Genomic DNA, 15,010 nt, shown 5'->3' with positions numbered 1-15,010 from the left:
GATTTATGGCACAAGAAGAAAACGCGAAATTGCGATTCTTAACTGCTTTAAATAACCTGTAAAGAAATGGTTTGCACCTGGCAATACGGTGATCAAATGACGTTGTGGTTTCGCCCATTCAAGCAAATCAGAGAGTTTAGTCGTCGGATCTGCTTCACCGTGTACAAACAGGATATCGCCTTTAATTGCTGGGGTAACATAATGACGTAGACCATCTACAGTGGATGTTGGTAAACCACATAAGATCACTTGTTGCGGTTTAATTTCATCAGGGAGCGCATGATATGCTTTTGCCATTACATGTGCACCAAAACTAAAACCGCCAACATAGAAAGGTAGACTTTTGTGTAATTGTCTAACGTGTCTAATGACCTCTAGAATATCTTCAGTTTCAGCAAAGCCTTCATCATGGATTCCATCGCTTTGTCCAGAACCACGAAAACTTGGGCGATAGACCACACAACCCTGTTCAGAGAGGATTTGTGCAAGTAAAGCAGGAACTTTATGTTGAGGTGTACCACCTTGCAGTGGGTGAGGATGACAAACGACAGCAAAACCTTTTACTTCGCCCACAGGATAGTCAACAAAAACTTCAATTTTGCCAACCGAACCTTGAATGAACAGTTGTTCGGACATAATTTAAACGATCATAAGCAGGGAAGTGCGATAGTTTACCGATTCTGTTCACAGAAAACATGAATTGGAATTAAAATATCCCGACTGTTATAGTTTGATTAGTTATTTTTTGATCAGGAAGACCATGCTCGCCTTAATTTCCCCTGCTAAGACGCTCGATTACCAGTCAGCACTCCCGACCGATACGCACACTCTACCAAGACTGCTGGATCAATCTCAACAGCTTATAGACCTAAGTCGTAAACTCTCCGCTTCAGATATTGCCAGTTTGATGAGTGTCAGTGAAAAAATTGCCAATCTCAATGCGGAGCGTTTTCGTGACTGGAATGCTGACTTTAGTTTTGCCAACGCGCGACAAGCAATTTTTGCATTTAAAGGCGATGTTTATACAGGTCTGGATGCTTATAGTTTGTCGCAAGACGATCTCAATTTTGCGCAAGATCATTTACGCAGCTTATCTGGTCTATATGGCTTATTACGTCCTCTTGATTTAATGATGCCGTATCGATTGGAAATGGGAATAAAACTTGCCAATACCCGTGGTCATAATCTTTATGAATTTTGGGGGGATCGAATTACCGATTTGATCAATCAGGATTTACAACAAAGCGGCTCAACGTTATTGGTCAATATTGCTTCTGATGAATACTATAAATCGGTCAAGGAAGCAAAAATTCAGGCTGATATTATTAAACCAGTATTCTTAGATCAGAAGAATGGTAAATATAAAGTGATTAGCTTCTATGCTAAAAAAGCGCGTGGCTTAATGGCTCGATACATCATTCAAAATCAATTGGAAAAAATGGATGATCTTAAATCCTTTAATACCGATGGTTATTATTTTGATGCCGAGAGTTCATTGAAAGGTGAACTGGTATTTAAGCGTGATGAGCAAGTTGCTTAAGTATTTCAAGCGTTTAATGTATTGAAAGAGAGTTGGCTTGCTTAAGCCAGCTCTTTTTCAAAAATAATGAATTCATGACCAAGCGAATTTACCGCTTTGATTTGAACAAAATCAAACCCATCTAGCTTTAATCTCTCAGCAGAAATTATTTCCCCTGAAATTAGCTCAATTTCACCGTCTTGATTGAGAAAATCATCTAGTTCTTCATCATAATCTATATTGTGATAGACACTAAAAATGATCTCGAATTGATCCTGATTGTCCTGATCTTTATAAAAATGGATTAACGGTCTTTCGGTGATTTGTTCATGTGTAAACTCATCACAGAACATGGGATCATAGCCATGTTGCGTACCATCAAAAAGTAAAATTTCTTCATTGCTTTCTACATCTACCGCGTAGATGAGTTCTGGTGCAAAGTCTGTCCCACAAATGAGCTGATATTCTTCAAAAATCTCTCCATAATATTTGATTTTAAATCTTTTATTTTGTGTGGAGGACTGTATTTGACCTCGCCATTCAATATCAATGAGATCTTGAAAATAGGCAGTGTGTTTATAACAAGCAAATTTGTCTAAATGAGAAGGGGCTAAAAATTTTGATTTATTGATCATGGGATAACAGCCAAAAATGTTGTATTAATATATAAAGTCTTAGATGTTCTATAAATATGATCATAGCTAAAACAGAAAATTACCTCAAACCATTCAATCAATATTGGGCTGAATTTGCGAATCAGATAGAAATCGAAACAGAGCAGTGTATTTTTTTACAGCAGTTGCTTGTTGCTGCTTATACCGAGCCACAACGTCATTATCATACGGTTCAACATATTGTCGAATGCCTTGAGTTATTTCACCAAGTAAAAGCGCAATTGAATGATCCTGTTGCTGTTGAGTTGGCAATTTGGTTTCATGATGCCGTTTATAATCCACAAGCAAAAGATAATGAACAACAAAGTGCTCAATTAATGCGTGAGCATTGTGCGGATATTTTAACGCAATCGGTCTTAGACAAAGTTTCTCAATGGATCATTGCAACACAAGAGCATCAACCGTCTAAACAGCATGATTTAAATTATTTACTTGATATCGATTTAGCAATTTTGGCTAGCTCTGCTGAACGTTTTGCAGAATATGAACAGCAAATTCAACAAGAATACGCGTGGGTTGATGCAGAAATCTATAAAGTCAAAAGAGCAGAAGTTTTACAGCATTTTTTTCACATGCAACCTTTGTATCAGACTGAATATTTTAGAAAAAATTTTGAGCAAAATGCGAAAGTAAATTTGTCAAAACTTTAAAGGTGAATCTAGATCAGCATAGAAATCGTTATTATTCGGTCTTTTATAAATTTGCTGATTTCATTTTTATATTTAAATTTCATAACTTTAAGTATTTATTTTATTAAGAAACCTTAGTTTATATTTAGGAAAATATTTTGAACATTGTCAATATTTTGAGTTTATCAGTGCTTGTTTTCTTAAGCGCTTGTTCTCAACAAAATTCTCAGAATGCAGCTCCAGCGGAGTCTACGAAAAAAGCAGAGATTGCAGCAGATAATAATGACAAAGTTGATCGTGCAAAAGCTGATACAGGAAAGGCAAGCAGTGAAGTTGAAGTCGAAATTCCTACGACTGTTACTGAAGCAAAAATAGAGCATAAATCTAAAGGATTAAATTATCCTGATGAGCTTATACAGCAGGTAAAAGATGCGCAGAAACATTGTAAGCAAGCTGTAGCGGTTGATATGAAAGATGTTGTTACGGTTGTGGATTTAATTGGGGATGATCAGCCAGAATATATTTATGAACCTGACTCGATTCGGTGTGTTGAAGATGGTGTATTTAGAGGGCATGGGGGAGATCAGCTGGTGATCTACCAATCTAAAGATCATAAAACCATACAAGAAATTTTTAACAGTGCAGTATTTGCTTATCAGATTATCAATAATCAAGCCAAAGCTATCGTTCAAGTCGAAGTTGGTGGGGGATATTGTGGGCAAAACATGGCAGAAATTAGCCGTGCAGAAGCAATCAATTGTAAGCGTAATTTGGAATGGGATGAGAGCCTAAAACAGCTGAAGATGGGTAAGATGTATGTTGATGAACCGAAGGCTAATGCTGAATAAGTGCTATTCAATATAAATAGCACTCTAAGCAGTCAATTATGCACGAATAATCATACAGGTCGCTGTTGCATGTGCATATAATTTGCCATCTTCATCGACCAATTTCCCTTCAGAAATGGCAAGACTTTTACTTAAATTAATCAACTGTCCAATAGCAAATAATTGCTTATTTTGAGGTACAGGGCGGCACATTTTTACATTTAAATCGATGGTGCCATAACCTACGCCTGCTTCTAGGGTGGTATGTACTGCACAACCTGTTGCTGAGTCTAAAACTGTTGCTGCAAAACCGCCATGTACGCCGCCTAAAGGATTTAAATGACGTTGGTCCGCTTTGACTTTAAAACTTGCATGACCATGCGAAATTTCATGTAAATCCATCGGGATGGTTTCACTAATCGATGCTCTAGGAATTTGTCCAGCAACCATTGCTTGTAGAAATTCAAGCCCTGTCATTTCTTTTGGGTGTTTCATATATTTATCCTTTATATAGGGTTCTAAAAGAGAACTTAAAGTAAAATATGATGTTGGAGGATTTACTGTCAAACTTTTTATTGAATTTGAACGATTGAGTTGATCTTTTTAATGTTCAAAATCGTAGAATTTTTCAATATGGTTGGATTGATGAATGATTTTTAAATCAATTCTTTCACCCGTTGCCCACGTGGCAATCGATGCTTGTAAGTCGACATCAATAATATCGAGCTCTTTACATAAGGTTTGATCACTTTCAATCACAATGAATTGAGGTGATTGTGTCTTTAGACACTTTGCAATATACCGTTGAATATTTTGGAGCTGATAAACATCTATAATTTTATAACGCATACTTTTCCAAATATTATATTTAAATTGTTGTATTGACTAATTTAGAGTGAATCATTTCGCTTTTCAATTAAAAAACATGGGTATGATAAAAAATATCTGTTTCACTATAATTTCACTACATCATTGTAGTATCTTTATGGAAAATTTATAAAACAAGGAAATCATTATGAAAGGGCAATGTGTTTGTGGGGCAACAACTTTTACGGTTGAATTAAAAAATCATGATGTTCATGCGTGTCATTGTTCAATTTGCCGGAGACAAACGAGCGGTGTAATTATGACGATTGATGTCGAACAGGGCAGTTTACAGTTTACTCAAGATGAGCACTTAAGTATTTATAATTCTTCTGATTGGGGCGAGCGAGGCTTTTGTAACTGCTGTGGCACAAATTTATTTTGGCGGACTAAAGACCAGAGTTATTGCAATATCAATGCATTTGCATTGGATCAACAGCCTCAAGATATAAAATTCGATATGGAAATTTTTATAGACAATAAGCCTGAGTTTTATGCTTTTAACAATGAGACAAAAAAACTAACCGAAGCAGATGTAATCGCGCTTTTTGCAGGAACCACTGATTTATAAATAAGTTATTCACTGATTCGGATAAGACCTTAGATTTTTATAAAACCAATAATCCTATGCCAGCCAATTTAAGATTGACTGGCATTTTTATGTGCTTGGACGCTGAGTTTAAGGTTTATAAAGCCCAAGCTCAGTCAAATGTAATCTTAAAATCCGTCTAAGTTCCAATACGGCTTCAGGTGTCTCTTGGATTGAATGGCCACCTTTGATAATTTTCTCAGATACTGCGCCGTCTAAATGTGAGCTGGTATATGGAACGATTCCATCCGTCATCACGTTAGGATCTGTGCTATTGGTGATATTCCCCATAATTGAATGATAGATCATGTCTTTCTTTGGCATAACGTTTTCAGTCAATTTGGTGAAGTTTGAGCTATGGCTTAAGTCACTTGGACCATTTTGAATCAGTCCATGCCCAACATCTTTTAAAAAGTTTTTTGCATTTAAATCACGATCATCTATAGAGTCAGCTAAAGCTCCCAAGAAGGCGCCTGGCAGCTTAATAATTCGACGAGCAGCCAAAGTGAACCAGCGATCAGCAAATGCAGTACCACGATGTGGTGCTGAAATAAAAATAGCACGATCAAAATTAGGCACAGATTGAATAGTCAAGCGAGATTTGAACATTGGATCATCTTTAAATTTATCAAATTTACGATTGTTCAACATCTTTAACGCGGGTTGTGTCAGATTGGCATCACTGACTAATAAGCGCGCAATAATCCCGCCCATACTATGCCCAATCAATACGGCATCTTTAGCAGAAGCAGAATTTTGATTAATTGAAGCAAAACCTTGATTAATGATAGCATTGATCTGAAAACGGCTTTCTAATATTGGCATATTGGTTGAATAAAAAACCTGCCAAACTTGATAGTGCTCACGCAATACATTGTCGCCCATAATATCATTGGTTAAACGAATCCAAGCTTCAGGGCTACTGGCTAAACCGTGTACCAAAACAATCACTTTTTTATTCGGGTTGTACGGTTCAAGCATATATAAATGAGGCATGGTCAGGCTTTGATCACGATCGATTAAGCTAAGATAAGCCGCAATACCTAAGTTATTTTGAGCCAGCCATAGACCATAGGGAGCTGAAAAGTTTGCAGCAAGCGGGTATTGTTTGCCACCAATTTTTAAATTTTCAATGCTATAAGGATCATAAACATTCAGTTGAAAGTTTGGGTTGTGTAAGATGTTTTGTAGTGATTCATTTGCATTTTCAGGTTGTGCTGCAATACTAACCGATAAATAACGGGGTTGATGAATATTGGGATTCATGCCATTTTTGTATTTATAATCAAATGGATTCACAATATATTTGTTTTCTTCAGGTGCTGTCGTGTTGGGTAAAATTGCGACAAATTCTGCACCGAAACCGTCTCTACGGTTGATCGAACGTAAACCTGAAAAGTTTAAATTATAGCTTGAAACAAGATCCTCAAGTTCAATCTGAGCCAGTGCAGGGTAACCATTAAAGTTAATGCGATAAGTGCTTTTGCCAACTTTAATTTGTTTTGCTACTTTTTGGTTTTTATTTCTTACGGCATATGTCGAAATCAGTTTAGCTAAGGCTTGATTATAAAAGTCACGTATCTGAACTTGTCGGTTATTAAAAATACGGTCTTGAGGTTGGCGTTCAGTTTTAAATAAATAGGCATAACTATAGCGGATGCTGTTATCTAACATCACCATTTGCTGATCTAAACATTGCTCATAGTTTTTCTGCGAGGCTTGTTGTTTGTCAGTGGATTGATGTTTAGAAAAAAGACTGACTTTACAATCTGATGAGTCGCCAAGATTGATTGCTTTGGTTAAGTAAATTTCACTTGCGGTCGAAAGCAGTTGTTCATCTTGAATCTGTGGGATTTCAGCTAAATCTGCCACACATTTTTCGGGTTCATCTGTACAAGATTTGGCTTCTCGTCCAGTCATCGACAAGACATTTAAGCTGGCTTCACTCATTTTTGAACGTGTCAAAATGCTGTCACGTTCATTGGTAATGGTTACATTCACCTTTTGATTTTTTACACTGACAACTTGGCATCCAGATAAAATCAATGGGCTCATTGCTAAAGCAAAAAGCAAAATATTGTTTTTTGAGTATTGCATAATCATTAACTAGATCAATCTTTGTCTGAATCATACGTTAGTTTTATTCAATTTATAAACAAAAAAATAGACTGAATGTTCAGCCTATTTTTTTCAAAAATTTATAAATTTATTTTGCTAGAGCTGGGTTTTTCAAAACCTGCCAAACGTTGTAACGACCTTGCTTTTCAATTTCTTGAATTAAGCGATCTGCAACTTCAGCTTCTTCTGGGTATTTCACTTTATAGTTTTTCAAGGTTTGGATCGCATTTTTCTTTTGCTCCATACCAATAAAGTTGTTTGCAGAAGATAAATATGCTTCTTGAACACCTTGTTTGATGGCTTTATCTAAATATGGGATCGCTTCTTTTTGACCGCCACCTTCAGATAAAGAGAAACCAAACCACAAGTTTGCTTCAGCATCATCTTTGTTGATTTTAAGAATACGTTGAGCATACTCTAATGACTTGGTGGTATAAGAAGAACCTAGGTCAAGGTTACGTCCCAAAACACTGGCTTTAAATGCACGAATCAAAATATCAAAAGAAGCATTTGGTGCTGCAGCTAATTGGTCAAGCTGAGTAGAGACTTCTTTCAACTTAGCTTCAAAGCCTTTACGTTCTTTACGATCACTAAATTGTGGTGGGTAATGACGTGCTTTGCCTTCAACCATTTGTAAGAAATCATCAATTGCAGTGATGTCAATTTCATTGTTTCCAGCAAGTACTGCATATTTCATAGCACGTTGTGAGCTATTTACTGTAGGTACAATCAATTTATTGGTATCTAAAATGATTTTTTGGCTTGGATTTGCAGGATCAGTAACTTCGAGTTTGTTTACAGGTTGAGCCGATGCTTTTTTTAACTCTAATTCAAAAACAGGCGGTTGCGAGTAATCGAAAGGGTTTAATGCATAGAACGGAGGAGACAATTCAGGCTCAGTGTAAATAAACGGCTCGTTTGCATCTATTTTATTTTGTTGCTTGGTGGGTGTTGTTGAACACGCAGTAAGTAATGATGTTGCGAGCAATGCATATGCCAAAGGCTTAATCGTCATGTGTTTCTTCCATTAATTTATATTAAAAAACGTGCATGCGCATCAGTCTATGAAAAGACGTCTGAACATGCAACTTGATTTGGTTCGTATTATTAAAAATTATACATTACAGTCTATTGACACTTCATTTTGTGAAGTATTAAGCAACCTTATGCTTTCGATGAGTGGTTTTGTGCTGCACATTCACGTCTAACTTCTTCAATAATTTTGATTTCATCATCACTCAAAGGCTGTTCAATATTGTGCTGTAAATTGAACGTTGGGTCTAAAAGTGATAAACGCTGGCACAAACTATTGATGCGTTTTTCATTTTGTTCCAAACGATCTAACAGAACACGCATGCCGTCCAGCATAGGGTCGGATTGTTCTGGTACGGCTGCATAGGCTTGAAATTCTGTGTTTTCAATGCCACTGCTCATTTCTTCTGGACAACTTGGTTCTGGTGTAGTGACGATTTCTTTATCTTTGCTAATAAAGCGAGCAGGGTTGCCTACCGCAGTGACGCCATCAGGTACAGCTTTAGTTACAACAGCATTTGAGCCTACTTTGGCATTTTTACCGACCACAAAAGGACCTAGGATTTTTGCACCAGCACCTACTACAACACCATCTGCTAAAGTCGGATGACGTTTACCTTTATTCCATGTCGTGCCGCCTAAAGTCACCCCATGATACAAGGTGACATCATCACCAATTTCTGCTGTCTCACCAATCACCACACCCATGCCATGATCGATAAAAAAGCGTTTACCTATTTTAGCGCCAGGGTGAATCTCAATACCTGTTGCAAAACGACTAAAAGAAGACAAAATGCGCGCTGAAGTTTTACAATCTTTTTCCCATAATTCATGGGCAACACGATGCATCATTAATGCATGTATCCCAGGATATGTGGTTAAAACTTCAAATGTATTACGCGCAGCAGGATCTCGCGCAAATACAGCTTGGATATCTTCTTTAAGCTGTTTTAGCATTAGTTTTGATCCTCATCTTTTGACTTTTTCCATGTACCATTATTTAAGGCTTGAACTCGGCTAAAAATGCCTCTCAATAAATGATATTCCATCTTATCTAATTGTATACGCCCAAATAATCGACGCAAGCGTAAAGGCAGTAAACGCGGGTTTTTAGGGTCTAAAAATTCGATATCAGCCAACATTTTTTCAATATGCGGATAAAATTGTTCCATTTGTTCGTGTGTGACCAAAGGTTCATCCCAATGCATATCTTCTGAATCTGTTACCCGCATCACCGCTTCAGTATCCAGTTTCTTATCAGCCAGTTCTAATGTTGCCATACGCATTTCATAGCACAGTACCTGAATTGCTTGAGCGACATTTAACACACCATAATCACTATTCACAGGTACGGTGACGTGAAAGTTTGCCAGAGCAAGCTCTTCATTGGTTAAACCGCGATCTTCACGACCGAAGACAATAGCGATTTCTTGTTGGTGTTGGATAACAGCCTGCATTGATTTTTGCGCCGCAGGGCGTGCATCAAGCAAAGGCCACGGAATAGTGCGACTACGCGCACTTGTTCCAAATACGATATGACAATCTTTAATGGCATTTTCTAAGCTGTCGACAATTTCTATGTGCTCAATCAGATCTGCCGCACCAGCTGCCAACGCATCTATATCTGGGTGAGGGTAGGTTTTAGGCGCAACGAGCACAAGTTTAGTTAAGCCCATTGTTTTCATTGCACGTAGAGCACTTCCGATATTGGCAGGAAGTGTCGTATTGACCATGACAATACGTACATGACTTAAATGCTGTGAAATCACAGCATTGTCGAAAATATCCATGAATATTCCAAAATATTAAGCTTTAAATTCAAATAGGGAGGTTAGGAGAATTGGCCTGCATCTGCCATATAGTCATCCATTGCATCATCCATACTCATATTTTCTGGCGGTGGTGCAACTTGAGTCGGTTGGGCAAGTCCACGATGATCCACGGCTTTTGCCGCTTTAGATTTGACTTGGTATTCAATATGAATAGATTCTTTACCAAAGTAATCACGTAATTTAGAAAGTAACTCATCCAATGGGGCAACTTTCCATTGTTGCCCTAAATGTAACTCAGCCGTGGCATAGTCATAATCTAACTGAATCTGCATTGGAATGTGTTGACACATATCGACATTACAGAAAGGCAGTAAGATCTTTTGAATATCCGAGGCTAAAGTTTTCGTCATCACTTCTGTATTCAGTGTTATGGCAATGCTATTAGCACGCTTTTGTCGAATTTCATTGAGGGTGAATGCTTTGGTCAAACGCCCCATAGGACGGTCAAAACCTTCACGTTCATAAATTTCACCTTCAATCACCACCACTTTTTCATTTTGAATGATGTCTTTAAAGCGTTGGAAGCGTTCATGATTCGCAGAGACTTCGATACGTGCTGTACCGTCATCAAGGGTAATCATCATCCGATTCGGGAAATTGGCAATATCGACCACTAAACCTGCGAAAACAGTAGTCACACCACGACGAGTAGGGGTTAATTCATTAATTTTATTTGGAATAAAGGATTTTAATTCTGCACGATAGACATCAATTGGATGACCTGTCAGATATAAACCCAATGTATCTTTTTCGCCTTTTAGACGCACTTCATCAGACCACGGTTTTACAGGCTTAGCCGGCTTACGTTGAACCTCTTCAACTTCACCAAATAAGTCCATAATACCCGTTTCACGATTTGAACGTGCCTGTTCAGCGGCTTGGACAGCTTCTGGAAGTTGTGCCATTAAACTTGAGCGTTCAATTCCCAAGCAGTCCAGTGCACCAGCGCGAATCAATGCTTCCAATGTTCTTTTATTGATTTTTTTCAAATCTACACGGTGGCAGAAATCAAATAAATCTTTAAAAAGACCATCTTGCTCACGTGAATCAATCACGGATTGCATGGCCTGTTCGCCGACACCTTTAATTGCACCTAAACCATAAATAATGGTGTTTACATCACTGGCATAGAATTGGTAGAACGACATATTTACCGATGGCGGCAATACCACTAAGTTGTTGATTCGGCAGTCATCAATTAAAAATACAATGTTATCTGTATTTTGCATTTCCGAAGACATGACCGCAGCCATAAATTCAGAAGGGTAATGTGCTTTTAACCAAGCCGTTTGATAGGCAACTAAAGCATAAGCGGCGGCATGTGATTTGTTAAAACCATAGCCTGCGAATTTTTCCATATAGTCAAAGATATGGTTGGCTGTACCTTCATCAATATCTTTTTTCGCAGCACCTTCAATAAAGGTGGCACGTTGCTTGACCATTTCCTCGACTTTCTTTTTACCCATCGCACGACGAAGTAAATCTGCACCACCCAGTGTATAGCCTGCACAGAACTGTGCGGCTTGCATCACCTGTTCCTGATATACCATGATCCCATAAGTGGGTTCGAGTACACTTTCTAACAGCGGATGTAAGTATTCAAACTCACCACCATGCATACGATGGATAAAGTCGGGGATAAGGTCCATTGGACCCGGTCGATATAAGGATACGAAGGCAATAATTTCTTCAAATTTACTTGGGCGTGCTTCTTTAAGCATTTTTTTCATGCCCACGGATTCAAACTGGAATACCGCGGTGGTATTTGCGTCAGCAAATACTGCATAGGATTTAGGATCATCCAAAGGAATGTTTGAAATATTTAACGGCCTATCAGATTGAATACGCTTATTAATATTTTGAATCGCATCTTCAATTACAGTAAGGTTACGTAGCCCCAAGAAGTCGAATTTTACTAAGCCCGCAGCTTCTACATCATCTTTATCGAATTGGGCAACCCGTCCTGTACCATCAGCTTCACACAGAATTGCTGAATAATCAGTGATCTTGGTTGGTGCGATAACCACACCACCTGCATGTTTACCTGTATTACGGGTAATGCCTTCAAGCTTGAGCGCCATTTCCCAGATTTCAGCAGCATCATCATAATCAGGGTTGGATGGATTGGTCACAATATCTTTAAGTTGTGGTTCAGCTTCAATAGATTCTTCTAAGGTGAGACCTAAAGGTTTAGTCGGAATCATTTTAGAAATACGATCTGCCAAACCGTAAGATTTACCTAAAACCCGTGCTACATCTCGAATCGCACCTTTAGCAGCCATCGTACCAAACGTTGCAATTTGAGAAACTGCATCACGACCATAATGGCGTGCCACATAATCGATGACCTTATCGCGCCCAGCGATACAGAAATCGATATCAAAGTCGGGCATGGATACACGTTCTGGGTTTAAGAAACGTTCGAAGAGTAGGTCATAACGCAACGGGTCTAAGTCAGTAATTTTTAAACTATAAGCGACGAGTGAGCCTGCACCTGAACCACGACCGGGACCTACAGGAACCCCATTGTTTTTAGACCATTGAATAAAGTCCATGACGATGAGGAAGTAACCAGGGAAATCCATTTTATTGATAATGCCAAGCTCATAGGCCAGACGTTCATCATAAGGCTTACGAATTTCAGCCCAATCTTCATCACGCGTTTCAATAGGGTAAAGGAAGTCTAAGCGTTCTTCTAAACCAATTTCAGAGAGATGCTCAAAGTAAGAATGGATGGTATGACCTTCCGGAATTGGATAGTCTGGTAGGTCATGGAATCCTAAACGGAGTGAAACTGTACAACGTTTTGCAATTTGTAAGGTATTTTCTATCGCACTTGGAATATCTGCAAATAGCTGAATCATTTCAGCAGAGGTTTTAAAATATTGCTCAGGGCTGTAATGCTTAGGACGTTTACTATCGCCTAGAACATAACCATCTGCGATACAAACGCGTGCTTCATGTGCTTCATAATCTTCTGGTCTAACAAAATGCACATCATTATGTGCCACAACACCAATATTATATTTTGCAGCGAGTTTAACCGCTTCTTCATTGAAGCTTTCTTCTAATGGGCGACCTGTACGCGTCAGCGCTAAATAAACACGATTGCCAAATTTTTCGATCCATTGTTCTAACAGCGGTTCGGCTTTTTCAGGATAAGCTGCACAGAGCATTTCTCCGACATCACTATGTAGACCCAAAAGTACAATAAGGTCTTGAGACTGTTCAAGCACCCATTCTTTTTGTACACATGGAATCGACAGTTGTTGCCCTTCAATAAAGCCGCGAGAGACAATTTCAGTCAGACCACGCCAGCCTTTATTGGTCATTGCCAGTAAGGTTGCTTTATGGTTTGCATCGTTTAATCGAATTACACTGCCGAAAATAGGTTTAATCCCTTTCCCCAGCGATTTGTTATAAAACTTAACTGCTGCATGCAGATTGGATAGGTCTGTAATGGCTAAAGCAGGCATTTCATCAGATGCGGCAGCTTTAATCAGATCAGGTATACGTACGATCGATTCTGTAATCGAGAATTCGGTATGAATACCAAGATGAACAAACTGCATAGACCTATCCTATATGAAACTGTCGGCTATTTTATCACGCTTAAACTGTGATGTGCTGAAATAAAATGTTCTGGATGAATTATTGCTTTGTGTCTAAGTATTTGAAATATATTTAAATATACTGAATTTTTTAATTTTGGCTTTTAGTTGCATGATTAACCAGCAGTCAGCTTGAGTTGTGTGTTGATGGTCTTTTTTACATAGAAACGAATAATTTAAGCTTTATTTGAATGATATGGGTTGAAAGAAACAGGGTAATCCATTCAAGCTATTGTTATCAAATGAGACAAAGATACAGTGAGATTTTATCGGGTGATAAATGGGTTTAGCATGAATGAGCTTATTGGACGTTTTGATATCGCTATTTGCTTAGCTTACTTATTCTTATCGCATATGATCTAACTGATAAATAATAAAAGCCCTGACTATTATTCAGTTAGGGCTTTGTATATCTAAAAAAGTCGGACTTATAAAGCCTTTAAACGTTCTGAACCAATCCAATGTTTAGAAAATTGATATGCTGCACGCCCTGAGCGTTGACCACGAGCTTGACACCATCTTAATGCTTCAGCACGTACATCATCAGCAAAGGGCATGTCTGCTTTTGTTAAATAGTGCTCCACAATTTCTAAATAAAGATTTTGATCCATCGGATAAAACGACAACCACATACCGAAACGATCTGATAAAGAAATCTTTTCTTCGATGGCTTCTTGTGGGTGCAACTCTTTATATTGCGGCACATCGACTTTGGTTACAGGCGTGTTTTCATGCATAAATTCAGGTAATAAATGACGACGGTTACTGGTCGCGTAAATCACAAAATTACTTGAGCCAGATTGTAGCGAGCCATCTAAGACACTTTTTAAACTACGATAATTTTCATCTTCAGCATTAAATGCCAAGTCATCACAATAAACGATGAACTTTTCTGGACGATCTTTAATAATTTTTTGAATTTCTGGCAAGTCTGACAAATCATCTCGTTCAATTTCAATTAAACGTAAGCCTTGTTCTGCATACTGGGTAAGTAAAGAACGGACAATGGATGATTTTCCTGTACCGCGTGAGCCAGTCAGTAAAATATCGTTGGCCGGTAAGCCGTGTAGAAATTGTTCAGTATTTTGTAAAATTTTAGCTTTCTGACGTTCAATCCCTTTAAGATCATCCAAATGCATTGCTTTCGGGTTATAAATCGCTTTGAGTTGTTTATCGTGCCACCTAAAAGCCACTGCTTCAAAGTCGGTATCCTTTTTTGTTTCAGGAAGGACTTGATGTAACTGATCAAGAACAGTGGATAATTTTTGGATGATATTGTCAGGTAAGTCGAAAGTTGCCATATCCGTTCGCTATT

The 15,010-nt window shown here is 38.2% G+C and carries 14 protein-coding genes; 4 read left to right on the top strand and 10 right to left on the bottom strand.

All coding sequences use genetic code 11. The features are described from left to right. Positions 1–3 precede the first annotated feature (3 nt). Positions 4–636 carry an alpha/beta fold hydrolase gene (locus GJV03_RS02490; protein WP_004719268.1) on the bottom strand — a complete coding sequence of 211 codons (633 nt, stop codon included), beginning with the start codon at positions 634–636 and terminating at the stop codon, positions 4–6. A 124-nt stretch (positions 637–760) separates the two neighbouring features. Here GJV03_RS02490 and yaaA point away from each other — a divergent pair, with 124 nt between their 5' ends. Beyond that, positions 761–1,540: a peroxide stress protein YaaA gene (gene yaaA / locus GJV03_RS02485; protein ID WP_034615843.1), complete on the top strand. Its 780-nt coding sequence runs from the start codon at positions 761–763 to the stop codon at positions 1,538–1,540. A 41-nt stretch (positions 1,541–1,581) separates the two neighbouring features. Here the strand turns inward: yaaA and GJV03_RS02480 are convergent, their stop codons facing one another. Continuing rightward, positions 1,582–2,154 (bottom strand): hypothetical protein, encoded by a 573-nt coding sequence (locus tag GJV03_RS02480; RefSeq protein WP_154129388.1) that lies wholly within the window; start codon positions 2,152–2,154, stop codon positions 1,582–1,584. 56 nt (positions 2,155–2,210) lie between these two features. On the opposite strand from GJV03_RS02480, the gene GJV03_RS02475 reads away from it, so the two are divergent. Together GJV03_RS02475 and GJV03_RS02470 are read left to right on the top strand one after the other, a co-directional pair. Then, a complete protein-coding gene (locus tag GJV03_RS02475; protein ID WP_154129387.1) occupies positions 2,211–2,843 on the top strand; it encodes a metal-dependent hydrolase in 633 nt (210 codons plus the stop codon). Between the two features lie 137 nt (positions 2,844–2,980). Then, positions 2,981–3,670, top strand: coding sequence for a hypothetical protein (locus GJV03_RS02470; protein ID WP_154129386.1), 690 nt, complete (start codon positions 2,981–2,983; stop codon positions 3,668–3,670). 36 nt (positions 3,671–3,706) lie between these two features. Here GJV03_RS02470 and GJV03_RS02465 read toward each other — a convergent pair whose 3' ends face one another. Together GJV03_RS02465 and GJV03_RS02460 are read right to left on the bottom strand one after the other, a co-directional pair. Next, positions 3,707–4,144, bottom strand: a complete 438-nt coding sequence (locus GJV03_RS02465) for a PaaI family thioesterase (RefSeq protein ID WP_105713762.1) — start codon at positions 4,142–4,144, stop codon at positions 3,707–3,709. 108 nt (positions 4,145–4,252) lie between these two features. Next, positions 4,253–4,498 (bottom strand): hypothetical protein, encoded by a 246-nt coding sequence (locus GJV03_RS02460; RefSeq protein WP_004719281.1) that lies wholly within the window; start codon positions 4,496–4,498, stop codon positions 4,253–4,255. A 166-nt stretch (positions 4,499–4,664) separates the two neighbouring features. On the opposite strand from GJV03_RS02460, the gene GJV03_RS02455 reads away from it, so the two are divergent. Continuing rightward, on the top strand, positions 4,665–5,084 hold the full coding sequence (locus GJV03_RS02455) for a GFA family protein (protein ID WP_004719283.1): 420 nt from the start codon (positions 4,665–4,667) through the stop codon (positions 5,082–5,084). Between the two features lie 108 nt (positions 5,085–5,192). On the opposite strand, the gene GJV03_RS02450 is transcribed toward GJV03_RS02455, so the two are convergent. From GJV03_RS02450 to GJV03_RS02425, 6 genes are all read right to left on the bottom strand, one after another. Continuing rightward, complete coding sequence (locus tag GJV03_RS02450; protein WP_154129385.1) at positions 5,193–7,205, bottom strand: alpha/beta fold hydrolase; 2,013 nt, start codon at positions 7,203–7,205, stop codon at positions 5,193–5,195. Positions 7,206–7,308: 103 nt separating this feature from the next. Next, positions 7,309–8,235, bottom strand: a complete 927-nt coding sequence (locus GJV03_RS02445) for an ABUW_2363 family tetratricopeptide repeat lipoprotein (RefSeq protein ID WP_004719286.1) — start codon at positions 8,233–8,235, stop codon at positions 7,309–7,311. Between the two features lie 149 nt (positions 8,236–8,384). After that, positions 8,385–9,209 carry a serine O-acetyltransferase gene (gene cysE / locus GJV03_RS02440; RefSeq protein ID WP_004719288.1) on the bottom strand — a complete coding sequence of 275 codons (825 nt, stop codon included), beginning with the start codon at positions 9,207–9,209 and terminating at the stop codon, positions 8,385–8,387. After that, positions 9,209–10,042 (bottom strand): RNA methyltransferase, encoded by an 834-nt coding sequence (locus tag GJV03_RS02435; protein WP_151957215.1) that lies wholly within the window; start codon positions 10,040–10,042, stop codon positions 9,209–9,211. Before GJV03_RS02435 ends, cysE begins: the two co-directional genes overlap by 1 nt. 41 nt (positions 10,043–10,083) lie before the next feature. Beyond that, positions 10,084–13,656, bottom strand: coding sequence for a DNA polymerase III subunit alpha (gene dnaE, locus GJV03_RS02430; protein ID WP_154129384.1), 3,573 nt, complete (start codon positions 13,654–13,656; stop codon positions 10,084–10,086). A gap of 467 nt (positions 13,657–14,123) precedes the next feature. Then, entirely contained in the window at positions 14,124–14,996 is an 873-nt protein-coding gene (locus GJV03_RS02425) for an ATP-binding protein (RefSeq protein ID WP_105713758.1), read from the bottom strand. Positions 14,997–15,010 lie beyond the last annotated feature (14 nt).

The organism is Acinetobacter sp. RIT698 (assembly GCF_009668065.1).
Lineage (GTDB): Bacteria > Pseudomonadota > Gammaproteobacteria > Pseudomonadales > Moraxellaceae > Acinetobacter > Acinetobacter guillouiae.
This window is presented reverse-complemented; position numbering and strand designations above follow the sequence as displayed.

What these genes read in the sequence shown, in the direction of transcription:
- yaaA (WP_034615843.1), top strand. Translation starts at nt 761, where the DNA reads ATGCTCGCCTTAATTTCCCCTGCTAAGACGCTCGATTACCAGTCAGCA.
- cysE (WP_004719288.1), bottom strand. Translation starts at nt 9,209, where the DNA reads ATGCTAAAACAGCTTAAAGAAGATATCCAAGCTGTATTTGCGCGAGAT.
- GJV03_RS02450 (WP_154129385.1), bottom strand. Translation starts at nt 7,205, where the DNA reads ATGATTATGCAATACTCAAAAAACAATATTTTGCTTTTTGCTTTAGCA.
- GJV03_RS02445 (WP_004719286.1), bottom strand. Translation starts at nt 8,235, where the DNA reads ATGACGATTAAGCCTTTGGCATATGCATTGCTCGCAACATCATTACTT.
- dnaE (WP_154129384.1), bottom strand. Translation starts at nt 13,656, where the DNA reads ATGCAGTTTGTTCATCTTGGTATTCATACCGAATTCTCGATTACAGAA.
- GJV03_RS02480 (WP_154129388.1), bottom strand. Translation starts at nt 2,154, where the DNA reads ATGATCAATAAATCAAAATTTTTAGCCCCTTCTCATTTAGACAAATTT.
- GJV03_RS02460 (WP_004719281.1), bottom strand. Translation starts at nt 4,498, where the DNA reads ATGCGTTATAAAATTATAGATGTTTATCAGCTCCAAAATATTCAACGG.
- GJV03_RS02465 (WP_105713762.1), bottom strand. Translation starts at nt 4,144, where the DNA reads ATGAAACACCCAAAAGAAATGACAGGGCTTGAATTTCTACAAGCAATG.
- GJV03_RS02425 (WP_105713758.1), bottom strand. Translation starts at nt 14,996, where the DNA reads ATGGCAACTTTCGACTTACCTGACAATATCATCCAAAAATTATCCACT.
- GJV03_RS02435 (WP_151957215.1), bottom strand. Translation starts at nt 10,042, where the DNA reads ATGGATATTTTCGACAATGCTGTGATTTCACAGCATTTAAGTCATGTA.
- GJV03_RS02490 (WP_004719268.1), bottom strand. Translation starts at nt 636, where the DNA reads ATGTCCGAACAACTGTTCATTCAAGGTTCGGTTGGCAAAATTGAAGTT.
- GJV03_RS02475 (WP_154129387.1), top strand. Translation starts at nt 2,211, where the DNA reads ATGATCATAGCTAAAACAGAAAATTACCTCAAACCATTCAATCAATAT.
- GJV03_RS02455 (WP_004719283.1), top strand. Translation starts at nt 4,665, where the DNA reads ATGAAAGGGCAATGTGTTTGTGGGGCAACAACTTTTACGGTTGAATTA.